The sequence below is a fragment of the Endozoicomonas sp. PH6C genome, from assembly GCF_059322965.1.
Genome location: NZ_CP185342.1, coordinates 623,688 through 644,443, shown reverse-complemented (window position 1 = coordinate 644,443; position 20,756 = coordinate 623,688). Strand labels below are relative to the sequence as shown.

Here is a 20,756-nt window from a genome sequence, read left to right as displayed (position 1 = left end):
AGTGCACAGCAAAATACACTCATAGCGAATAAAATACGGCAAGAATCGGACTGCAGTATATGCTTAACCAATATAAATCGCAGTAAGAGCTGAATTCTCGACTTGAATACCCAGATCCAGGCAACACCGACAAAAAGTACAGGTATAACCTGTCAGTTTCTTCTCGAACCGGACGATCCCCATCGATTCGCAGAGCTCTGCGGACAATTCAATCAGCACCTGAAACAGATAGAACAGCGCCTTGGCGTTGATATCCGTTATCGTGGCAACCAGTTCACGATCAGGGGTGAGGATCGGAGTGCCCAGGCTGCTTCGGAGATACTCAAGCGTCTATACCGGGAGACCGGAAAAACAGAACACCTGACGGCTGAGACAGTGCACCTCTATCTTCAGGAGTCAGCTGTTGAATGGGTCCACGAAGCCAGATCCGACAATCTGATCACTCTGCGCACCCGCAAGGGCACAGTCACTCCAAGAGGTGAAAACCAGCAGAAATATGTTCGTTCCATTCTTACTCACGATATCAACTTTGGTATTGGCCCGGCTGGCACCGGTAAAACCTATCTGGCTGTTGCTGCTGCCGTTCAGGCTCTGGAAGAAGAGGAAATCCGTCGAATCCTGCTGGTAAGGCCCGCTGTGGAAGCCGGTGAAAAGCTGGGCTTTCTTCCGGGTGACCTGTCTCAAAAAATCGATCCTTATTTGCGTCCTCTCTACGATGCACTCTATGAAATGCTGGGCTTTGAGCGAGTCGACAAACTGATCGAGAAAAATGTGATCGAGGTTGCCCCTCTCGCTTACATGCGTGGCCGTACTCTTAATAACTCTTACATCATCCTTGATGAAGCCCAGAACACGACGCCGGAACAGATGAAAATGTTCCTGACCCGCATCGGTTTTGGCTCAACCGCCGTCATTACCGGTGACATTACCCAGGTCGACCTGCCCAGGGGCACCCGCTCTGGTCTGGCTCATGCCATTGATGTTCTCAAAGGTGTCGACGGTATTGGCTTCAACTGGTTTAACGCCAAGGACGTTGTCCGTCACCCGATTGTCCAGAGAATTGTGCGGGCTTACGATCGCTTTGATCAGTTAAGTCAGAACAAATCTGTTGCAGGGGTTCAGTAATGTCTGCAGACGTCCATGTCGACGTACAGATAGCCAGCGGGAGTTCCGAAATACCCTCGGAATCGGATCTGCACAAATGGGCAGCTGCAGCAGTTGACAATCATCGCGAAGAAGCCGAAATCAGTCTGCGTATTGTTGACAGTGAGGAAGGTGCAGAACTCAACCGGCAATGGCGCCAAAAAGACGGTCCCACCAACGTTCTGTCTTTTCCCTCTGACCTGCCGGAAGAACTCAACCTGCCGCTTTTGGGCGATCTGGTTATCTGTTCACCTGTGGTTGAACGTGAGGCCAGGGAACAGGAAAAAACCCTTCAGGCACACTGGGCTCATATGATGGTTCATGGCACACTGCACTTGCTGGGTTATGACCATATCGAAGAAGACGAAGCCGAGGCGATGGAATCTCTGGAAACAGCGATTCTCCAAAGCCTTGGTTTTCCTGATCCGTACCAGTCTGAAAAGGGCGGATCATCATCATAGGAGAGGCTGGCCGAATCATGCAGATGATGCCATGAGAAGGCCTTCACGGTAATACAAGGTAATGAACGACGACACTGCGCCGGGCGACTCGCCCGCCCCGACATGGAAAGACAAACTGACGGCTCTGTTCGCTCAGGACCCTCAGAACCGGAGTGAGCTACTGACTCTGCTCAATGATGCCGGACTCAGGGGCATTATTGACGATGAAGCTCTCAGTATTATTGAGGGCGCTGTTCAGGTGGCTGACATGCAGGTCAGGGAAATCATGATCCCACGCTCCCAGATGGTCTGTGTTGATGAAGACCAGGAGCCTCGGGACTTCCTGTCCAGGGTGATCGAATCAGCCCACTCCCGCTTTCCCGTCATCGGCGATACCAAAGACGAGATTATCGGCATTCTTCTGGCCAAGGATCTTCTGCCGCTGATTCTCCAGAATGGTAAATTCAATATCAAGGACCACCTTCGTCCTGCCACTTTCATTCCTGAAAGCAAACGTCTGAATGTGCTCCTGAAAGAGTTCCGAACCAACCGTAATCACATGGCCATAGTCATTGATGAATTTGGTGGTGTAGCCGGTCTGGTCACGATCGAAGACGTTCTCGAACAAATTGTCGGGGATATAGAAGACGAGCACGATGTTGAAGAGGACAGCTTCATCAAACCGGTTGAGGAACAGGCCCGTACTTTTATCGTCAAAGCCCTGACCCCTATAGAAGACTTCAACGAGCACTTTGAATCCAGCTTCAGCGACGAAGAGTTTGATACCATTGGGGGGATTGTCCTGCAGGAGTTCGGACATATGCCCAAAAGGAATGAGTTCGTGGAAATTAACGGTTTCCGATTTGATGTTCTGAATTCTGACGGTCGCCGAATTCGACTGTTGCGAGTTAGCCCCGTCTAGCAAAATCAGGCAAACTGGCGGGGAGGACTCACAGTGACTGGTTTCAGTCCGACGGTTCTCCAGCCAGTCACCGCTGAGGAAACTGACTTTTCCGAATTCCATTTATGAACAAAAAAACACTCTACTTTGGTCACCTTGCCACACTGTTGGCTGGAAGTTTGTTTCCACTGGGTTTCAGTCCCTTTAACATCTGGCCTGTCCTGATCGTTGCTACAGCAGCAGGCTTTGCTTATACCCGCACAGAAACAGTAAAGACGACCACTGTCCGAGGCTTTCTGTTTGGGCTGGGCCTTTTCGGTACAGGGACTTCATGGATTTATGTCAGCATCCATAACTTTGGTGCTGCCTCAGTCCCTCTGGCAGCTCTGCTAACCGCTCTGTTCGTTATTATGATGGCTGCCCTGATGGTCATGCCGCTTTTCTATCTTTATGCAAAACTCAGGCATCGATTCAATATTCAGGCTCCCTGGCAACAAGCTCTGATTTTCGCCGGATTATGGACACTGTTTGAATGGGTTCGTAGCTGGCTACTCACTGGCTTCCCCTGGCTTCTTGAGGGTTACTCACTGCTCGACACCCCTGTTCAATCCTGGGCACCTGTCGTAGGTGTTTTTGGATTGACTCTGCTCATGGCTTCGACTGCAGCCCTGATTACTGCGACACTGGTCACTGATCGAGCCCATCGGAACCCATCTTTAATCGCCCTGTCAATCACCCTGGTGTTCTGGGTTGCATCGGTTCCACTGGGTAAATTACAGTGGACTCACCCTGTGGGGGAGATAAGCTTCAGCGCTGTTCAGGGGAATATCCCCCAGCTCCTGAAATGGGACCCCGGCTATGTTGAGAAAACACTGAAGACTTTCTATGGACTTTCTGAAGACGAGTGGGATCAGGAGCTGATCATCTGGCCTGAAAATGCCATGCCTCTTTACTACAGTCAGGCCAGATCAGTGCTCAGTCAGCTCAATCGTAAAGCAGCTGAACACAACAGCGCCCTGATTCTCGGCTTACCTATTGATGAGCGATCTGAGGACACAAAATCTCTGTTCGACGAAAAGTATTACAACGGCATAATCGCCATGGGTCTGGGAGAAGGTCGCTATTACAAGCAGAAGCTGGTTCCCTTTGGGGAGTATGTTCCTCTTGATTCACTCCTGCGCGGGCTGATCAGCTTTTTTGACCTGCCTATGTCGGCATTCAGCCCGGGGCCTGGTGGTCAGGAAAAACTGCGAGTCCCCAACACTGTGATAACCACTTATATTTGTTATGAGGTGGTTTACCCCGACTTTGCTGCCCGGCAGGCAAAAGACAGTGGGTTGTTAATAACCATCAGTAATGACACCTGGTTTGGCAAGTCTATTGGCCCCGAGCAACATTTCCAGATGGCCCGTATGCGCTCACTGGAGACCGGTCGATACATGATTCGCGCGACCAACGACGGTATCACTGCCCTGATAAACGATAAAGGTCAGGTGGTTGAAAGCATCGAACGTTTCAAACCCGGAGTACTGAGAGGCACCGCTGAAGTCATGACAGGCAATACTCCTTTCATGTTACTGGGGTCCTGGCCTGTTTTATTCTTGAGTTTGATAATGATTATTGTGGCGGTTCTCAGCGCAAGAAGATCTGTCTCTGATTCACAGAAGTAAGGATCGGCTGTCTGTTATCTGAATTAAAAAGGGTGGCTTTGAGTCACCCTTTTTAATTCGGCCATCCTTTGATAAAGAATCAAGCCACGCCCAGTTCTTTCAGTCGTTCCACCAGGTAACTACGCTGAGTATGACGATCAGACAAGACCACCTCACTGCGTGGATGCAAGAACATATGCACTGGATGATTTCATTTATTTTATAAGAAACGAAGACTCCGACCATAGCGTGTCCTACTCTTTCAAGGCTGGGTCGGGAAGCTATTGCATGTACGGGGTTTATACTCCAACAACTGACTCGATGCCACCCTATTACTTAAACATCAGCAAACTTGGCCTCCATTACAAGGCTACAATACTTACAAAGTGTTCCTATGGCGATAAACCGCGATCTCAGGATATCGTCATATCCCGGGATACCCCGCCAAAGGCGACTGCTGTCGTTACGTGGTTTTTGTTCTGTCCCCGCTGTGATCCCTGGGTTAAGACTAAATATGATCCTACCAACATGTTGCAGTGTCCCTATGATCGTTACGGATATACTTCTAGTATAATGGTCGTTGTGGGTGAGAATCTCGTGAGTTCAAGTGCTAGCTGTACACACGATAATTTCCGGGAATTATAGTGGAACAGTTGCAGAGTCTGAGAGGATAAACATTATGAACGTAAAGGCAACCCTGATCATTTGCGCTGTATTCGTTGGATTGTCATACGCGCACGCTGACCACGAATGTAATAATGCAGGCGTAGTTGCGATTTTCAAGATAGAAAACCACACCAATGAAGACATGCTCCTGGATATGGGGGATCCCTCACATGGCTTTATCGAAGACAAAAGAAAATTTGATGTCTTCTCTCAAGAAACTGTCACAGCAGTAGGATGTAACGACTCGTTGTTTCACGGATTTGAGACCTATGTGCGTCTGTACGGAAATAATTACCGCTACATGTTCGACTGGTATGTAGAGATGCCTCTAATTGGAGATAACAGCGTTGAATTCCATCGCTACGCCCCTGATCATAGCTGTGATGTGACCTACTCAAATAAACACCATGGTGCCGGAAAAAAAATGCAGTCGCATCAAAGCTTCGGTGGGGCTCTTCTCTATATAGAAGTGAGCTGTCGTAATTAATGGCACATCAACCAAGTACCAGGCATAACCACGCAATAACCCGTATTGTCTTCTGCCTGAAAAAATAACGTCACGGTTTATATCACCTACTTTCGACAACTCCTCCTATATCAAGTTTGTCTTGTGGTTTTTTTCTGTCAGACTGTCTGCTGGATCGATATTACTTTTCAGACGAAGGAGTGACTAAGTGGGTTTTGAGATTACAGCTATTGCATTGGTAGTCCTGATTGCTGTGCTGATTAGCACCGGTGTCAGGATGATTCCACAGGGCTTTCATTACACCGTAGAACGTTTTGGTAAATATACCCGAACACTGCCCCCGGGTCTGCACGTTATCGTGCCAGTTGTTGACAGGATTGGTAAAAAAATCAATATGATGGAGCAGGTTCTTGATATACCTTCACAGGAGATTATCTCTTCTGATAATGCCCAGGTAACGACAGACGCCGTTTGTTTTTACCAGGTGCAGGATGCCGTTCGTGCATCCTATGAGGTTAATGAGCTTTATCGGGCCATGCAGAATCTGGTGATGACCAACATCCGTGCGGTTCTGGGATCCATGGAGCTGGATGAGATGTTGTCCAACCGTGACCGCATCAACAATATGTTGTTGGTTAAGGTAGACGAGGCAGGGACATTCTGGATTTCTCACCCTTACCACCAGTCGGGTTGATCACCCTGTGACTGGTGGAAGGGAAATAACCGCCGGAAGCTTCCTGCAACATATCCCCGGTGTTGATGATCAGGTAGCCGAACTTTGAAGGAACATCGACCCAGCTGCCATCTTTCAATCTGACCTGCAGGCCGGGCTCACTGGCTGCTGGCAGAATGGTCAGCAGATTGATATCTTCATGGGCTGCTGCGCGAATGGCTCCCGGCTCTTCTTCGCCAGTGAACGGAGGATAGTGAAGTACCCTGAGCAAAGTATTTGGCGTGTCTTCAATCATATGTGGAAGCGGCTCGGAAAAGCCTTCTGCTACCTCACAAGGTGCATTACTTTCAACCCATCCCAGCAACTCACCCGCCAGATCAGAAGCTTTTTCATAATAATCTGTAATTTCTGATTTCAGTTCAGCAGGAATCCGGCCCCAGGGATAAATATGGTAATACTCTTTAATATCTTTCTTCTCATGCCCTTTGGCCACTTCAGAAACCTCTGGTGGAAAATAGCCGTCCTGCTTTTCAGGATCAAACAGAAAATCCTGTCTGGCGGGAGAATTAAAGAAGTTCAACCAGTTATCGTAAATTGACTGAACCAGGTTCTGACTCAAAGGGTGCTTGGTTAAAACCGCAAAGCCGGTTTCGCGGAGTGATTCAACAAATTTTTGAGCTGCATCTGTGGCCGTATAATCGACTACCTTAACGTCCATTATCCTGATATCCGGTCAGTAAAAGTGGCGAGATTTTATCGTTCAGTTCAAGAAAAGAACAAGCTTTATGCGGTATTAAAAGCATTAAACCGGCTTCATACAAAAAATTGATTTTTTATTCTCAATAGCCGCCAATAGGCTATAAGGGTCTATGATATTGGCGTTCACATTCGAATTCCGGACTGGATAGGGTTTCGATTCAATGACAAACACCAACCTCAAGCAAAAACCCTGGCGACATTTGACTCTGGCACTACTAATGGGACAGTCGACAGCCATGTACAGCTCTGCAGAACGCCCAACCGGGGTGCGAATTGAACGCGATAGCCTGGGAGAAGTGACTGTTCCCAGGGACGCCCTCTATGGTGCCCAGACCCAGCGGGCAGTTGAGAACTTTCCTGTCAGTGGGCAGCCATTGCCTCATCCTTTCATAGAAGCCATTATCCGCATCAAAAAAGCCGCAGCCCGAACCAATCAGTCACTTGAGTTACTGGCTGAAGAGAGTGCCCTGGCCATTATCGAAGCTGCAGATACTCTTATTGAGGGAAAATATGCGGATCAGTTTCCTATCGATGTCTACCAGACCGGGTCCGGAACAAGCAGTAATATGAATGTGAACGAAGTGATCAGTAATCTGGTCAATCGTACTTCAGGATTAAAAATCTCGCCCAATGATCACGTCAATATGGGACAAAGCAGCAACGACGTCATTCCTTCTGCTATTCACGTATCGTCTGCCTTGTTGATTCATAATCACCTGCTGCCCGCTTTGAATCATCTTCTGGAAGTGATGAAAAAGCGTCGGTTAGAGCTTGAGAATACCGTAAAAACAGGCAGAACCCATATGATGGATGCCATGCCCGTAACCTTTGGTCAGGAAATCAGTGGCTGGATAGCACTGATCAATAATGACCAACAACGAATCAGGCAGACCCTTGAGCGTCTCTATCAACTCACTCTGGGTGGCACCGCTGTTGGCACCGGAACCAACACTCATCACGACTTTGCAACAAAAGTCAGCAAACAACTGAGTCAGGATACCGGTTTGCTTTTCAAGCCTGCCAATAACTTCTTTGCAGCCCAGAGCTTGCCGGCCACAGCGCTTGAACTGTCCTCAGACCTTCGCAGTGTGGCGGTGTCACTGATGAAGATCGCCAATGATCTGCGCCTGATGAACAGTGGACCTTTGGCAGGGCTTGGTGAAATTGAACTGCCTACCCTGCAGCCTGGCTCCAGTATCATGCCGGGTAAGGTGAATCCGGTTATCTCCGAATCGGTTACCATGGCAGCCGCCCAGATCATGGGGCTGGACTCAGCCATCGCGATTGCCGCCCAGTCTGGCAATTTTCAGCTCAATGTCATGCTGCCGCTGATCGCCAACAATCTGATCAATAGCATTACTCTGGCCACCAATAGCAGCCTGATTCTCGCCGACAAGGCTATAGCCGACTTTACTGTCAGGGAAGCTCATATCAAGGAAACGCTGAGGCGCAATCCGGTACTGGTGACAGCTCTGAACCCATTGATTGGCTATATGAAGGCGGCTGAAATTGCCAAGCAGGCTTATCGTGAGAAACGTCCGGTCATCGAAGTTGCTAAAGAAAAAACCGGTATGTCGGAAGAGGCATTGAAGAAGATTCTGGACCCTGGACGGGCCACCAAAGGCGGCATTGTCAAATAGCCCGGCTTGCTAAAGAGGGCGTCACAAAAACCCGTTTTCGACACCCTTAACGAATGGTCAGCCGATACCAGATTAAGCCCAGATATTCATTCAGGGCCAGTTCACTGAGCCTGAGATTACGAACCCTCGGGATCCAATTGGCCCCTTTCTGCCAGGTGATCTCTTTCGAGTTGAATGCTGTGGGTGCCGGAATCACTTTGAAACCAGCCCTTTCAAAACTCAACACTGCCCGGGGCATATGCCAGGCGTGAGTAATCAGGACAACCGTTATCTGCTCTTTGCCTGCCAGCTTATTACCCAGCAGCTTTTTACTGTTCCGGGCATTTTGCCGGGTTGTCGTGCTCTGAGTTTCTTTCCATGAGACATCAACGTTATAGTCATTCTTCAGAACCCTGGCCATCATTTCCGACTCAGGTCGCTTCCCACCGCCAGTGGCCAGAATGGGGACTTCACACTCCCGGTGCAACAAGGCGGTATAACGAATACGCTCAAGTGACAGAGGGGTCGGCTGATAACCCTCCAGTTCAGCAGAGCTTCTCGGCCTTCCCCCTCCCAGCAGCACCATGGCATCGGCTTTTTTACAAAGACTCCTATCAACAGGAGGATATATCTCCAGCCCCCTGGCGAGAAGATTGGCAATAGGGGCAACCGAAAACAGATAGAGAAAAATCAGGGCCAACCACGCCAGCAAGCCCATTGTTGTTTTAAAGATCATGTTTTAAAGATCATTCCCAAAATCAGCATCCATAGAATATTAAAGGGGGGAAGCTGTCAGCCTCTCACCCCAATCAGCTACTGTAATTCACCAACAATATAACATCGTTACTGAGAAAAAAGCTTAACCGTTCAGGAGCCTGTCAGAATGATCTGATTCAGGCATTCAACCTGATAGCAATGAGTCAAAAAAATGACAAGGCCCAGCTTGATGGGATCAATAAGAATTTACTTATTCAGCCGCCACTAATGCTGATATTTTAAGCTTTTTCGTAACATCCAGTATTCAGTATTCCGGCTCAGGACTATTTATCTGACAAGAGATCCTGATAATAGATCGGAAAGCACGTACTAAACCCCTGATCCAGACATGAGTTAATAAAGCCACTGACAAACTTTTATTGAAGTAGCCTTATGACCGAAAAAGAGAAAATGCTTGCAGGACTGGATTACCTTGCATTTGATTCAGAATTGACCCAGGATCGCCTCGAGGCCAAGAAGCTGTGTCACCGCTTTAATCAAGTTTCACCGGACGACAAAACACAACAGGCAGAGGTTCTCAATGAACTTCTGGGTACCCTTTCAGAAGCATGGATAGAGCCCTTTTTCTATTGTGATTATGGCTACAATATCCACTTGGGAGAGAACTTTTATGCCAACCATCACTGCACGATTCTCGACGGTGCTAAAGTCACCATTGGTAATGATGTGTTGTTTGGCCCCAGTGTCACCATAAGTACTGCGGGACACCCTCTGGATTCAGTAACCCGAAACACAGGGCTGGAGTTCTGCAAACCCATCACCATCGGTAATAACGTCTGGCTGGGCGCCAATGTGAACGTCAATCCCGGAGTAACTATTGGCGATAATTCTGTGATTGGAGCGGGCAGTGTGGTGACTCGTGACATTCCTGCGAATAGCGTGGCAGTGGGAGCACCCTGCAGAGTCATTAAATCAGTCATGAACAAAGAAGCCATCTTATCACCCTTAAGCTGATGAGATAGCTTTATCTTGACATCCTCTAAAAGTACGGGGCTTTCCGCTCATTCAGGTAAAAGGCCTCTGATTCACGACTTCACTTCGGCTTCCTCTGGTTTTCGAGACGTCAGACGAGCAAACAGAATGCCCACCTCAAACAACAACCACATCGGGCCAGCCAGCAGAGTCTGGGAAATTACATCAGGAGGGGTCAGCAGCATGCCCAGAACAAAGCAGCCTACGACAATATAGGGACGCTTTCCAGACAGGGACTCAACGGTTGAGACTCCCGACCAGATCAGAAGCACAGTGACAACAGGAATCTCAAATGCCATACCGAAGGCAAAAAACAGTTTCAGAATAAAATTCAGGTAACTGTTTATGTCGGTCATCACCGTGACACTCTCAGGGCCGGTGCTGGTAAAGAACCCAAAGATCAGCGGAAAGACCACAAAGTAGGCAAAAGCCACTCCGACATAAAACAGTACGACACTGGCAATCAGCAGTGGTACAGCCAGCCTCTTCTCGTGCCTGTATAGCCCCGGCGCAATAAACCCCCATATCTGATTGAGGATAAAAGGAATAGCGGCAAACAGTGACAGGACCATTGTCAGTTTGAAAGGTGCCAGAAAGGGCGAAGCAACATCCGTTGCGATCATGCTGCTATTTTCCGGCAGAAAAACTCGCAGAGGCTCTGAAAAGAATTCATAGAGCGTACTGGAAAAGTAGAAGAGCCCGGCAAAAATAATCAGCACAACAACGATGCTGCGCAGAATACGGGTTCTCAGCTCTAGCAGATGCTGAACCAAAGGTTGTTGCTTGTCACTGCTCTCGGTAGTAGACGACATTTATTTGTTATCCTGAAAATCACTCCGATGGCCAGATACTTAAGCATACTCAACTGAAAACCCTTCTCACAATCAGTAGATTCAATAGGACAGCCACTACTTGCGAAAAAAAACAGCCGCCATTCTGCACAGAACCCTATCTGAAATGATTTCCAATAAGTACCTGGCCAGTTGGTTTCGCATATTCTGGCGAGTGGATTTTTTCATCCTTCAAGGCGCAACGACGGGCGCGTAGCCATAGCTACGCAACCAGAGTTGGAACGCAGAAGGGTGGAAAAAGCCGCCGTCCAGAATATGCGAAACCAACTGGTTAGGTACTTAAGTGAATTCATTCGATTAATGACATACCCATCCTTACAATGGCGGGCAATATTTGTGAGGACAGTTTATGAGACACTCGATTCTCGACATCTTCTGGCGCTTTCTGGTGCTGGGTTGCTACTCCTTCGGGGGACCCACAGCCCACATTGGCTACTTTCATAAAGAGTTTGTAGGACGTCGCAAATGGCTCAGCGAAAGAGATTACGCTGACACCGTAGCCCTCTGCCAGATGCTGCCCGGACCGGCCAGCAGTCAGGTGGGAATGAGCATAGGTTTTGAACGTGCCGGCCTGCCGGGTGCTGTGGCCGCATTCCTGGGTTTCACCCTTCCTTCTGCCCTGATCATGATCCTGCTGGCACTGGGCTACAGTGAGATATCCGGCATCCCTGCCGCTATGGGAATGCTACAGGGCATCAAGCTGTTTGCCGTTGCTGTCGTGGCAGATGCCCTCATCAAAATGGGCAAATCATTATGTCCGGATCGTCCCAGGGTGACATTAGCGGTGTTGTCGGCAGGGGCCATGTTGCTGCTCCCCCACGTATTCACCCAGATTGGGGTGATTTTTGTGGCGGCAGCCTGTGGATTCGTCATCTACAAAGATCAGTCTGCTCATGACGACCATGCCCGGGTTAAAGGCAGCAAACGACAGGCCTTTGCTGCACTGGTTCTTTTTCTTGCCGGCCTTATCTTGCTGCCTTTCTTTGCAGATATGTCAGACTCTACCAGCCTGAGCCTGTTTGACAGTTTCTATCGCGCCGGTGCTCTGGTGTTTGGCGGCGGTCATGTTGTTCTGCCGATGCTTCAGGCTGAAGTTGTACATCCCGGCGGTGTTACCCCGGACGCCTTTCTGGTTGGCTACAGTGCCGCCCAGGCAGTACCTGGCCCTATGTTTGCCTTGGCTCCTTTTCTGGGCGGTGTATACGGCGATAGCTACAGTATTTCCCATGCACTGGCCGCTCTGTTGGGTATTTTTGCTCCCTCTTTCCTTCTGCTGGCAGCGGCCTGGCCCTTCTGGAACCGTCTGAAAGCCATGCCAAAGCTGAGAGCCGCTATCAATGGCATTAATGCGGCGGTGGTAGGCTTGCTTCTGGCAGCCTTTTACAATCCGGTGATTACGCTGGCCATCAAGGATGCTCAGGATGTTGCCCTGGCATTGTTGGCTTATCTGCTTCTGGCTGTCTGGAAGCTGCCAATTGCCTGGATGGTTCCCCTTTTTGCAGGCATTGGTTTTCTGTTGATCTGACACTGAGCAGACACTTCCGGGGAACTTTTCACTCCCCGGAGACTCTAAACTATATAAGCTTTTGGAGGGTACGATTATGCAATTCGTGGTGTTCTGGGATATCAACTGGCTGAAGGAACGACTGATAAAGAAGCCTCTCTCTGGTCGGGAAACATACCTCTATGCGATATGCTGGCTGGCATTTCTAACCCTGGCTTTTTTTCCTGGAAGCATCAATGACCGCTCTGCCCATTCAGTCTGGCTTGAGGCCATAGAGCTCTTGATTCCTGTCATTGCTATCTTTTACGCCTGGCTCTGCAACGGGGGTCTTCAGGGAGAACAGTTCTGGACCCGACTGATTTCAATAGGTTGGGTCGTCACCATGAGAGCGTTGGTGTTCAGCCTGCCGATCTTTTTAATATTGGCTTTTGCACCCATGGAACAGTCAGAGCTTATTTTTGAATCCGTCGCCACATTGGTGAGTTTATTCATAATCTGGCGGCTGGGGAGTCATATCGAAGGACTAAGGGAAGTCAATATGACTAAAAAAACTTCCCTGTGAGCGGATGTTTTACTGTTACTTTTCCTTCTCGAGAGTCTTGATTCTGGCTCTCACCTGCCTTATGTCCCGCCACAGTTGAAAGCTTTCTGCAGGGTTCTTATACCACTTCAATTTGTCTTTTTGCTTAATCATATTGTTCAATACATCTTGTTCGTTAACTAATCTGACCTGACGCCCCCCCCATTCGACAGCATGTGATGCAGTCTGATAAAGTTCTTCTGCTTCATGCTTGACGGCATCAACAACCTTAACTGCGGCTTTTTTTATCTGATTCAGAGGACCCTTCTGTCTTGCTCTCTTTGCTTCGGCCATTCGGCTTTTTTGTTCCTTACGAATTTTTTCATTTTGGAGCTGGGCACTGGTTTTGGCATTTTCCGCCTGGGTTCTGACTTTTTGAGCTTGCTCTAGTGTGCACTGTTGCGCAACCTTCGATCTGTACTGTCCAGCCTGTTTTTCCAGATGATGAGCTTGAGCCAAAAAGAATTCTTTTGACTCCTTCAGGATGGGTTTGCCATCGACAGCCTCAGCAGCTCGATGATCATATCGCCCGACCTGCTTGCCTTTGACCTTGTTCGAACTCTGTGAAGGTGACGCTCCCACCAAGCCTTTGAGAAAATTTACTGGTCCAGCCATGGCTCATAATCCTCCTTGAAAGCTGAAAATACCTTACATCTAACTATCGACGATTTTCAGGTTTCTTCCATCAGTAGACGGTGTTTAGCGAAATTCTTCTCCCATACCTTCGCCAAAAACGTTATATTGTAACAACCTCAATCAGTTTCAGATGTCATGACCAAAGCAATCCCTACTAACCTGATTACCGGCTTCCTCGGATCCGGTAAAACCACTGCGATCCTTCATCTTCTTGCCAACAAGCCCAGAGACGAAACCTGGGGTGTGCTGGTGAATGAGTTTGGAGAAATCGGCATTGATGGCGCCATAATGTCGGGCAAAGGCGCAGTTGTCCGGGAAGTGCCCGGTGGCTGCATGTGCTGCGTGGCCGGGCTGCCCATGCAGATAGGGTTGAATATGCTGATTGCCCGCAGCAAACCAGACCGTATTCTGATCGAACCCACAGGGCTGGGGCATCCGGAGCAGATTCTGCAGACGCTGTCAGGTGAGCACTATTGCGATGTACTCGACCTGAAAGCCAGTATCTGTCTGGTGGACCCCCGGAATCTGAAAGACCAACGGTATCTGGATAACGAAAATTTTCAGGATCAGATCGCTCTGGCAGACGTTATCGTGGCCAATAAGACCGACTGTTGTGAGGATTCCGACAAAGAGCGTTTTGACGACTTCTGCAGCTCTATGGAAAACAAAACACTCAAAACAGCCTGGGTGGCCCATGGCGCACTGGAGCAGCAATGGCTGGATCTTCCCAAAGGCCATCAGGTCGCTCTGCACCCAGATGCGCATCACTCACACAGCGCCATGCCCCAAACCGCCCCCCTGCAACTGCCTGATGGCGAGCTGTTTATCCGGCGAGAGAACAAGGGACAGGGCCATTTCAGCTGTGGCTGGCTGTACAGTTCAATGCTGGTGTTTTCCTTCGATGCACTGTTTCATCTGTTCAACAGCATACCCGCCAAACGTCTGAAAGCTGTGGTTAATACCCATCTCGGGCCAAGGGCATTTAATGCCCAGGATGGAGTAGTCAGCATCATGGAACTGGAAGAATGCGATAACAGTCGGATTGAGGTGATTCACAACGAACCTCTGGCATGGGATGAGATTGAAGAGTTATTGTGCCAGGCAGCAGGATTGGTGCCTGATTCAGAGTGAAGGCTTTACCAGTTACAAAAACGGGACCTCCATGAGATCCCGTTTCCAGAAAGTGTTGTGTTTCATCTGGATAATAAGCTTGCCAGAATCAAGCGCCGCAGCACTTCTTGTATTTTTTACCACTGCCACAGGGGCAAGGATCATTGCGACCAATTTTGGTAACAGAAACCGGATCTGGCGTTTCCGTAATGGCTTCCCAACGGGTGCGAACTCCCAAGTCAATGGAAGCCAGCTCCCTGGCTACAGAGGGCACTGCAGACAGCATCTTGCCAATGTCAGGCCCCCCCGGTTTTTTGGCTTTATCCATTAGCTGCTCAGGGTTGGACCAGACGCTGAGGAGAATGGTGCAGGCCGTCCAGGATTCTTCCAGCTCTTTCATGGCCTGGTGCTGGAATATTTCTTCCCAGAAGTTCACCAGCATGGCATTGGCTTCACCGAAACCTTTGGACCACTTTTGAAGATTGGGGAACAGCTCATCTTCCGGCGTTTCTGACAGACAGTCTTCAGGAATGATATCCAGCCCCATTGCAGCAGTCCGCTCAATCGTGTCGCAAAGATTAAACAATATACGGTGAGCATCTTTTTCCTGCTGCGCATCCCTAAAAGCAGGTGTTTCACCAAAGATTTTTTTAAACCAGCGGTTGGGTGGCACCGGTTGAGGCGAGCCCCAGATACCAAACAGGAAACCTTCCAATTCCTGATAGGACATCTGGCCATACTCAGACAGCATGGTTGCCAATGTTGCCTTCTGGGCATCGTCAAAACGCCAGTCAGGAATGAAGGAACGGGTTTCTCTCAAACCCAGCTCAATCTCCACGTCCTCAATATCACCATGAACCTCACGATCAACTTTACCACGCTCAAAAGCATCGCGGATGACTTTAGCTGCTTCTTTGCCGTGCAGATCGATCAGGGCACCGACCAAGGCCGTATTCAGATAGTTCCCATCATCTTCCCTGTCTTCCAGAAGCTGCTGAAGGCCTGCTACTGTGCTTTCACGATCCGCGTCATGGTAAGTCGCATTCCAGCGCAGAGACTCTATAGCCAGATCCCGGGCATCTTCATTTTCCCCGGTGTTTCTGGCAATGCTCCAAAGGCGATCAGTGGCCACTTTACCAAGACGACCGACCACAGAAGGCAGATACTCTGAAATCACAAAATGTTCATCATCTTTGTAGAACAGCTCCAGCAGAGGTTCTACCGCTTCTTTTGCCTGCAGAATACCCAGAACTCTCCAGGCATGAACGGGTGACCAGACGGTATCGGCATCGTCATGGTCAAAGAAGGCCCAGTCCTGAGCCAACTTCAACAGCTCCGGGATGTGCGACTCATTAAATTCAAAACGGCTGTAATCCGTCCAATCCTGCCAGTCGCAGTGGCCCAGACCAAGAAGTTCAGAAATAGGAGAGGTATAAGGACTCATGGAGATATCCGAAGGTGATCCGTACAGAAAGGCACGCAATCATAGTAGATCAGTTCAACTAATCCAACATCCTCGAGCTCCTTCAGAATAAATACTCCGGAGAGATTATGACGCTCATTCAAACTAACGTCTGAGAATAGCAATCCAGCGGCCAAGATTAAGCAGGCTGCCCAGCGCTGCAGCAACATAAGTCATGGCAGCCGCTTTTAATACCTCTCTGGCAGCAGGCATATCTTTTTCTGACAGGTAACCCTCCGCCAGAATGGGCAGGGCTTTTTTAAAGCTGGCATCCAGTTCAACGGGCAAATTGATCAGTTGCACCCAGATGGCCGCTAGCATACCGGAGATACCGACCAAAACCGTTAGCAACATGCTGTGTGGAACCCGGGTCAGGGCGAAAATCAGTGGCGTAATCATCAGTGCCATGGCACTGAAACGCTCTATGGTTATGGCGAGACGTATCCGCCTCTGACGAAGCATAAATCCGGCATGTTTTTCCTGATGCTGAAGCGCATGTCCGGTTTCATGGGCCGCGACAGCAACTGCTGAAACTGAACGTCCATCGTAGTTTTCCGGAGAAAGCGAAATCAGCCACTCTTCCGGGTTATAGAAGTCTTCTCCCTGGTTGCCTTTGATAACCTTTACACCCTCAAGGCCAAAGCGTTCCACAAGATGTTCAGCCAGCTCGCCACCGGTTCCCTGGAGATCCGGACGATCACTGCTATGTAGTCTGATTGTTCGCTTTACCCAGATCTGGGGACCAAACACCAGAACAAGAATCAACAACCCCAGGATGACAAAGACCATTCCATGCTCTCCAATCCATTGATAATGTTTTAGCCCGGAAATTTCGTAAACTATCGAGCTTTTCGCTCAGCCATTCTCTTGATTTGCAGCGTTTTTATACGCTTTCAGGATTAAAAAATGGCCTGTTCACGTACCACGTCGGCGATCACTTTCAAGACGACCAGGGCCAGAATCAGCCTTGGGGCCCAATGCATATTTTTTACATCTTTAAAGAATTGCAGCATGTTTTTCAGCCCATATTACCGCTTACTGTTTGTGAAAAGGTCTTTCATAATGAAAAATAATTTCACTTTTTCACTTGTGGCTGAGAAGCTTTATATCATATCTCGGCTGCCAGCTCATATAAGTGTCCGTCGCTGGCGTGGTTCAATGGCGGTATATTTCTATCTCTGCTGTTTGCTAAAATCCTGACCTGAATCGGGAAGCCTGGCATTATTGGCCGATCTGGTTTCTGAATCCTTGCCTCACTCCAGAATCTGCTTTTCATGGCTATATCGAATTTTGCCCCTGAGTATAATCACCGAGCCGTGTCCAGCCTTCTGCTGGATATCGCTGTTCTGCTTACGTCATCCGGTGCACATACAAACAGGGTTGATCGTAATATACGACGAATATCTTATGCCCTGGGATATGACATTGAACTATTCTTCTCCTTTGCCGGGATTACTTTGACTCTATCTGATCGAGAGAGCCCCCACCTTCAACACACTGCTTTTAAAAGAGTTGGCAATTACGCTGTAAACCTCAGTGTGGTATCCGCCATCAGTCGAATGAGTTGGAAAGTCGCTTTTGAAAACTGGCCCATGACCGACATTGCCATAGAAATAGAGCGCATCCGAAGCATTCCTCATTACCCAAAAATGGTATTGCTGGTCATGATAACTCTGGCAGGTATGGCCTTTTGTCGACTGGCCGGCGGAGAAGTTCTGGCCATGCTGCTGGCAGGTGCGGCGACAGCCATTGGCTTTACAGCCCGAAATATATTGCTGGCCAAGGGTTATAACCTTGCCCTGACCGTTGTCGCTGCTGGCTTTATCGCCAGTACTATCAGTGGACTGGGTCTGGTGTTTCACTGGGGAGATTCTCCGGAAATAGCTGTAGCCACTTCCGTTCTTTTTTTGATTCCGGGCGTGCCGCTGATCAACGGTATTATTGATCTCATGCATGGCTATATTATTGTCGGACAGGCACGCGCCACGCAGGGCATTGTTATCGCATTTGCCATTGCCACAGGTATCGTCATCAGCTCCGCAATGTTGGGAGTTCATCAATAATGAGCGGCTTGCTGTTAGAAAAGTGTCTTTGGGCTGCTCTGGTCGCCATGGGCTATGCTACGCTGTTCACTTCGCCTATTCGGGCATTCTGGGCTTCAGCTTTTCTGGCTGCCCTGGGATACGGGCTGAGAGGTGTAGCCCTGCAGTTTGGTCTCGATTTACTGACATCCACACTGCTGGCATCATGCACCATGGGCTTGCTGTCGATTCAGTTAGCACATTGGGTGCACACGCCTACTACTGTTTTTATGGCACCCGCTGTTATTCCGATGGTGCCGGGCGTCTACGCCTATAGAAGCATTATGGGGCTTATGGAGATGAGCCAGGCCACCACCTTCTCAAGCGATCTTTTAATGCAAACCGTCAGCTATGGGTTGAATACACTATTTATTCTTTTATCCCTCGCCGTCGGCGTCACCATTCCATCTCTGCTCTTTAAGAATCGCAGTGTCAAAGACATCCGTTTCCTGAAATCCCGTCGCACAAGAGTCTAATTTCTCATAAGTAGCTGGTTAAGTTGTCATCCAGGGAGTGTCAGGCAGTTTATCGAGATTCTGCTCATATCTGTTCAGATTGAAAGTCGCATCATTTTGAATCACATCGATAATCTCGACCGAAAGGGCGCAGGCAATATAGTCCATGGCTTCCTGTCTATCCATACCCGTCATGGTCAGCCTGAGCAGTGTCTCTTTAACCCTTGTGGGGTTATTCCCGGTCAGCTGGTTTTCTACGATTTCCAGCAAATGCGCCTCAGTGACCAGATCATCATCAATCATGGCAGTTTTCCGATTATTAAATGGGGTAATCTTAGCGTTTTACCTTATCGATTGGCAGCCTGACGATGACTGAAATGGTTGAAATTCCGGAAGACTATTATCTAACCAACTTCCTGTCACTGCTGGATTTTGTTAATCATCATTATGAAGACCTGTTGGTGGATGATGAAAATAGTTTTCTCAGCTGTTTCCATGCTGCCTCTGAACCTGCCCGGCGTCTCTATGTACGTCTGATTTGCAGAAAGGGCCCCTTGTTCCGCTCAGACTTATTGAAGTATCCGGAAATATTGGCCATAACCCCGGCAGCCCGTGAGCTTGAGAAGCTGGGGCTACTGGCTGTTAATCCTGATATTAACGTCTCGGAACTGGTTCAACTTGGCACCAAGCCAGAGCTCTTGAAGTGGTTCAGCTCAGTCAGTGGCCTTTCCTCGAAGTTGAAAAGACCTGAACTTGTTGAACGGATTGTGGCTGAAGTCTCTCAGTCACCCGATCTGCCTTTTGATATTTATAAGCCTCTTTTCGCCGAACAGGTTCAGAATCTACAATTCCTGTTTTTTGGTAATCTCCATCAGAATCTGACCGAATTTGTGCTGCAAGACCTGGGACTTTATAAGTTTGAAAATTACCCTCTGGAAAAAAGCAATCGACTATTCAAAACCCGGCAGGAATTAAACGACGCTTTACAACTATCTAAGTTAGGCATTCTCGCTTATGAAGCAGAATTTGATAAAGACTCTCAAGCCCTTTGCCATTTACAAAATGAACTCCCCGCCCCACCTGCCAGCCCCATTCTAAAGAGGCGCTTCAGCCGCCTGGTCAACCGGATCGCCAGGGAATTGGAGCGTAAAGAACGGTTCGATGAAGCTCTGAGCCTGTTTGCACAATCAAACCTGCCGCCAGCTCTGGAAAGAATGGCTCGTATCCACCAAAAGCTTGGAGAGATAAAGACCAGCGAAACGATTTGCACCCATATTCTGAAACAACCTGCCAGCGATATGGAGCTGGAGTTTGCCAAACGATTCATCAGAAAATTAAGGGGGGAGAAAACCTTACGAAAACAATCCCGTTTTTCTGAAAAACGCCTTTCCCTAGCTGATAGCAGCGAAAGGGTTGAATTTCAGGTGCAAAAACACTTTCAGAATAATGGCTGGAAAACATTCTATGTAGAAAATACTCTGATCTGCGGGCTGGCAGGTCTGCTGTTCTGGGACATTCTGTTTGCCGATATTCCAGATGCCTTCTTTCATCCTTTCCAGAGTGCGCCTGCTGACTTATCGACCCCCGACTTTTACCGTAAACGACAGAATTTGTTTGAAAAAAGATTCAGACAACTGAAAACGTCTGATGTGACCCGGGAGGCTCTGACTATTTATCAACAAAAGCGGGGCATTTCCAACCGTTTAATCTATTGGCCCAGGCTGTCAGAAGAGTTAATCACGCTTGCCTGCGACCTGATACCCCGGCCTCACCTGAAAGCCATGCTGGAAAAACTGGTTTTCGACTTTGCCCATAATCGTACTGGCTTTCCCGACTTGATTCTTTTTCAGCCAGAAACCCGGGAGTATCGATGGTTAGAAGTAAAAGGCCCTGGTGACCGACTTCAGGAAAATCAGAAACGCTGGCTTTCATTTTTTTCCGAACACGATATACCGGCTGAAGTTATTTATGTCGGTTGGCAGTAGTCAGAATGGTGTCATGACCATCGCCGA

Annotated in this window: 21 protein-coding genes; 14 read left to right on the top strand and 7 right to left on the bottom strand. The window is 48.7% G+C overall.

All coding sequences use genetic code 11. From position 1 onward, the window contains the following. Nucleotides 1-102 precede the first annotated feature (102 nt). The 6 genes from ACOMG9_RS02660 to ACOMG9_RS02635 all read left to right on the top strand — a co-directional run bounded on the left by ACOMG9_RS02660 (nt 103) and on the right by ACOMG9_RS02635 (nt 5,959). Entirely contained in the window at nt 103-1,125 is a 1,023-nt protein-coding gene (locus ACOMG9_RS02660) for a PhoH family protein (protein ID WP_494529712.1), read from the top strand. Next, nucleotides 1,125-1,604 (top strand): rRNA maturation RNase YbeY, encoded by a 480-nt coding sequence (ybeY, locus tag ACOMG9_RS02655; protein ID WP_448215651.1) that lies wholly within the window; start codon nt 1,125-1,127, stop codon nt 1,602-1,604. Before ACOMG9_RS02660 ends, ybeY begins: the two co-directional genes overlap by 1 nt. A 61-nt stretch (nt 1,605-1,665) precedes the next feature. Beyond that, a complete protein-coding gene (locus ACOMG9_RS02650) occupies nt 1,666-2,505 on the top strand; it encodes a CorC family transporter (protein ID WP_422136804.1) in 840 nt (279 codons plus the stop codon). Nucleotides 2,506-2,609: 104 nt separating this feature from the next. Further along, complete coding sequence (gene lnt / locus ACOMG9_RS02645) at nt 2,610-4,154, top strand: apolipoprotein N-acyltransferase (RefSeq protein WP_494529711.1); 1,545 nt, start codon at nt 2,610-2,612, stop codon at nt 4,152-4,154. Between the two features lie 658 nt (nt 4,155-4,812). Further along, a complete protein-coding gene (locus ACOMG9_RS02640; RefSeq protein WP_494529710.1) occupies nt 4,813-5,286 on the top strand; it encodes a hypothetical protein in 474 nt (157 codons plus the stop codon). A gap of 187 nt (nt 5,287-5,473) precedes the next feature. Next, nucleotides 5,474-5,959: an SPFH domain-containing protein gene (locus ACOMG9_RS02635; protein ID WP_448215648.1), complete on the top strand. Its 486-nt coding sequence runs from the start codon at nt 5,474-5,476 to the stop codon at nt 5,957-5,959. Here the strand turns inward: ACOMG9_RS02635 and ACOMG9_RS02630 are convergent. After that, a complete protein-coding gene (locus ACOMG9_RS02630) occupies nt 5,901-6,656 on the bottom strand; it encodes a 2OG-Fe(II) oxygenase family protein (RefSeq protein ID WP_448215647.1) in 756 nt (251 codons plus the stop codon). The two genes, ACOMG9_RS02635 and ACOMG9_RS02630, sit on opposite strands and share 59 nt — an antisense overlap. 277 nt (nt 6,657-6,933) lie before the next feature. Here ACOMG9_RS02630 and ACOMG9_RS02625 point away from each other — a divergent pair, with 277 nt between their 5' ends. Beyond that, nucleotides 6,934-8,337 carry a class II fumarate hydratase gene (locus tag ACOMG9_RS02625; protein WP_448218604.1) on the top strand — a complete coding sequence of 468 codons (1,404 nt, stop codon included), beginning with the start codon at nt 6,934-6,936 and terminating at the stop codon, nt 8,335-8,337. 46 nt (nt 8,338-8,383) lie between these two features. Here ACOMG9_RS02625 and ACOMG9_RS02620 read toward each other — a convergent pair whose 3' ends face one another. Continuing rightward, on the bottom strand, nt 8,384-9,052 hold the full coding sequence (locus ACOMG9_RS02620) for a YdcF family protein (protein ID WP_448215646.1): 669 nt from the start codon (nt 9,050-9,052) through the stop codon (nt 8,384-8,386). A 413-nt stretch (nt 9,053-9,465) separates the two neighbouring features. On the opposite strand from ACOMG9_RS02620, the gene ACOMG9_RS02615 reads away from it, so the two are divergent. Further along, entirely contained in the window at nt 9,466-10,047 is a 582-nt protein-coding gene (locus ACOMG9_RS02615) for a sugar O-acetyltransferase (protein WP_494529709.1), read from the top strand. 71 nt (nt 10,048-10,118) lie between these two features. On the opposite strand, the gene tatC is transcribed toward ACOMG9_RS02615, so the two are convergent. Continuing rightward, complete coding sequence (tatC, locus tag ACOMG9_RS02610) at nt 10,119-10,877, bottom strand: twin-arginine translocase subunit TatC (protein ID WP_422139827.1); 759 nt, start codon at nt 10,875-10,877, stop codon at nt 10,119-10,121. A 388-nt stretch (nt 10,878-11,265) separates the two neighbouring features. Between tatC and chrA the strand changes: the two genes are divergently transcribed. Then, nucleotides 11,266-12,441: a chromate efflux transporter gene (chrA, locus tag ACOMG9_RS02605; protein ID WP_448215645.1), complete on the top strand. Its 1,176-nt coding sequence runs from the start codon at nt 11,266-11,268 to the stop codon at nt 12,439-12,441. Between the two features lie 76 nt (nt 12,442-12,517). Next, on the top strand, nt 12,518-12,982 hold the full coding sequence (locus tag ACOMG9_RS02600; protein ID WP_448215644.1) for a hypothetical protein: 465 nt from the start codon (nt 12,518-12,520) through the stop codon (nt 12,980-12,982). A 15-nt stretch (nt 12,983-12,997) separates the two neighbouring features. On the opposite strand, the gene ACOMG9_RS02595 is transcribed toward ACOMG9_RS02600, so the two are convergent. Continuing rightward, complete coding sequence (locus ACOMG9_RS02595) at nt 12,998-13,615, bottom strand: hypothetical protein (RefSeq protein ID WP_448215643.1); 618 nt, start codon at nt 13,613-13,615, stop codon at nt 12,998-13,000. Nucleotides 13,616-13,771: 156 nt separating this feature from the next. Between ACOMG9_RS02595 and ACOMG9_RS02590 the strand changes: the two genes are divergently transcribed. Continuing rightward, nucleotides 13,772-14,767 carry a CobW family GTP-binding protein gene (locus ACOMG9_RS02590; protein ID WP_448215642.1) on the top strand — a complete coding sequence of 332 codons (996 nt, stop codon included), beginning with the start codon at nt 13,772-13,774 and terminating at the stop codon, nt 14,765-14,767. Between the two features lie 88 nt (nt 14,768-14,855). Here ACOMG9_RS02590 and ACOMG9_RS02585 read toward each other — a convergent pair whose 3' ends face one another. Together ACOMG9_RS02585 and ACOMG9_RS02580 are read right to left on the bottom strand one after the other, a co-directional pair. After that, nucleotides 14,856-16,190 carry a UPF0149 family protein gene (locus ACOMG9_RS02585; RefSeq protein WP_448215641.1) on the bottom strand — a complete coding sequence of 445 codons (1,335 nt, stop codon included), beginning with the start codon at nt 16,188-16,190 and terminating at the stop codon, nt 14,856-14,858. A gap of 123 nt (nt 16,191-16,313) precedes the next feature. Further along, on the bottom strand, nt 16,314-16,997 hold the full coding sequence (locus tag ACOMG9_RS02580) for a zinc metallopeptidase (protein WP_448215640.1): 684 nt from the start codon (nt 16,995-16,997) through the stop codon (nt 16,314-16,316). A 485-nt stretch (nt 16,998-17,482) separates the two neighbouring features. Here ACOMG9_RS02580 and ACOMG9_RS02575 point away from each other — a divergent pair, with 485 nt between their 5' ends. Both ACOMG9_RS02575 and ACOMG9_RS02570 read left to right on the top strand, forming a co-directional pair. Further along, nucleotides 17,483-18,271, top strand: coding sequence for a threonine/serine exporter family protein (locus ACOMG9_RS02575; RefSeq protein ID WP_448215639.1), 789 nt, complete (start codon nt 17,483-17,485; stop codon nt 18,269-18,271). Next, entirely contained in the window at nt 18,271-18,765 is a 495-nt protein-coding gene (locus tag ACOMG9_RS02570; protein ID WP_422136792.1) for a threonine/serine exporter family protein, read from the top strand. The genes ACOMG9_RS02575 and ACOMG9_RS02570 overlap by 1 nt, the downstream gene beginning before the upstream one ends. Before the next feature lie 18 nt (nt 18,766-18,783). Here ACOMG9_RS02570 and ACOMG9_RS02565 read toward each other — a convergent pair whose 3' ends face one another. Next, nucleotides 18,784-19,047, bottom strand: coding sequence for a hypothetical protein (locus ACOMG9_RS02565; RefSeq protein ID WP_422136791.1), 264 nt, complete (start codon nt 19,045-19,047; stop codon nt 18,784-18,786). 65 nt (nt 19,048-19,112) lie between these two features. Between ACOMG9_RS02565 and ACOMG9_RS02560 the strand changes: the two genes are divergently transcribed. Next, nucleotides 19,113-20,729, top strand: a complete 1,617-nt coding sequence (locus ACOMG9_RS02560; protein ID WP_448215638.1) for a VRR-NUC domain-containing protein — start codon at nt 19,113-19,115, stop codon at nt 20,727-20,729. The last annotated feature ends 27 nt before the right edge of the window (nt 20,730-20,756 follow it).

What these genes read in the sequence shown, in the direction of transcription:
- ACOMG9_RS02580 (WP_448215640.1), bottom strand. Translation starts at nt 16,997, where the DNA reads ATGGTCTTTGTCATCCTGGGGTTGTTGATTCTTGTTCTGGTGTTTGGT.
- ybeY (WP_448215651.1), top strand. Translation starts at nt 1,125, where the DNA reads ATGTCTGCAGACGTCCATGTCGACGTACAGATAGCCAGCGGGAGTTCC.
- lnt (WP_494529711.1), top strand. Translation starts at nt 2,610, where the DNA reads ATGAACAAAAAAACACTCTACTTTGGTCACCTTGCCACACTGTTGGCT.
- ACOMG9_RS02590 (WP_448215642.1), top strand. Translation starts at nt 13,772, where the DNA reads ATGACCAAAGCAATCCCTACTAACCTGATTACCGGCTTCCTCGGATCC.
- ACOMG9_RS02565 (WP_422136791.1), bottom strand. Translation starts at nt 19,047, where the DNA reads ATGATTGATGATGATCTGGTCACTGAGGCGCATTTGCTGGAAATCGTA.
- ACOMG9_RS02615 (WP_494529709.1), top strand. Translation starts at nt 9,466, where the DNA reads ATGACCGAAAAAGAGAAAATGCTTGCAGGACTGGATTACCTTGCATTT.
- ACOMG9_RS02650 (WP_422136804.1), top strand. Translation starts at nt 1,666, where the DNA reads ATGAACGACGACACTGCGCCGGGCGACTCGCCCGCCCCGACATGGAAA.
- chrA (WP_448215645.1), top strand. Translation starts at nt 11,266, where the DNA reads ATGAGACACTCGATTCTCGACATCTTCTGGCGCTTTCTGGTGCTGGGT.
- ACOMG9_RS02560 (WP_448215638.1), top strand. Translation starts at nt 19,113, where the DNA reads ATGACTGAAATGGTTGAAATTCCGGAAGACTATTATCTAACCAACTTC.
- ACOMG9_RS02600 (WP_448215644.1), top strand. Translation starts at nt 12,518, where the DNA reads ATGCAATTCGTGGTGTTCTGGGATATCAACTGGCTGAAGGAACGACTG.
- ACOMG9_RS02595 (WP_448215643.1), bottom strand. Translation starts at nt 13,615, where the DNA reads ATGGCTGGACCAGTAAATTTTCTCAAAGGCTTGGTGGGAGCGTCACCT.
- ACOMG9_RS02620 (WP_448215646.1), bottom strand. Translation starts at nt 9,052, where the DNA reads ATGATCTTTAAAACAACAATGGGCTTGCTGGCGTGGTTGGCCCTGATT.
- tatC (WP_422139827.1), bottom strand. Translation starts at nt 10,877, where the DNA reads ATGTCGTCTACTACCGAGAGCAGTGACAAGCAACAACCTTTGGTTCAG.
- ACOMG9_RS02585 (WP_448215641.1), bottom strand. Translation starts at nt 16,190, where the DNA reads ATGAGTCCTTATACCTCTCCTATTTCTGAACTTCTTGGTCTGGGCCAC.
- ACOMG9_RS02640 (WP_494529710.1), top strand. Translation starts at nt 4,813, where the DNA reads ATGAACGTAAAGGCAACCCTGATCATTTGCGCTGTATTCGTTGGATTG.
- ACOMG9_RS02630 (WP_448215647.1), bottom strand. Translation starts at nt 6,656, where the DNA reads ATGGACGTTAAGGTAGTCGATTATACGGCCACAGATGCAGCTCAAAAA.
- ACOMG9_RS02575 (WP_448215639.1), top strand. Translation starts at nt 17,483, where the DNA reads ATGGCTATATCGAATTTTGCCCCTGAGTATAATCACCGAGCCGTGTCC.
- ACOMG9_RS02570 (WP_422136792.1), top strand. Translation starts at nt 18,271, where the DNA reads ATGAGCGGCTTGCTGTTAGAAAAGTGTCTTTGGGCTGCTCTGGTCGCC.
- ACOMG9_RS02625 (WP_448218604.1), top strand. Translation starts at nt 6,934, where the DNA reads ATGTACAGCTCTGCAGAACGCCCAACCGGGGTGCGAATTGAACGCGAT.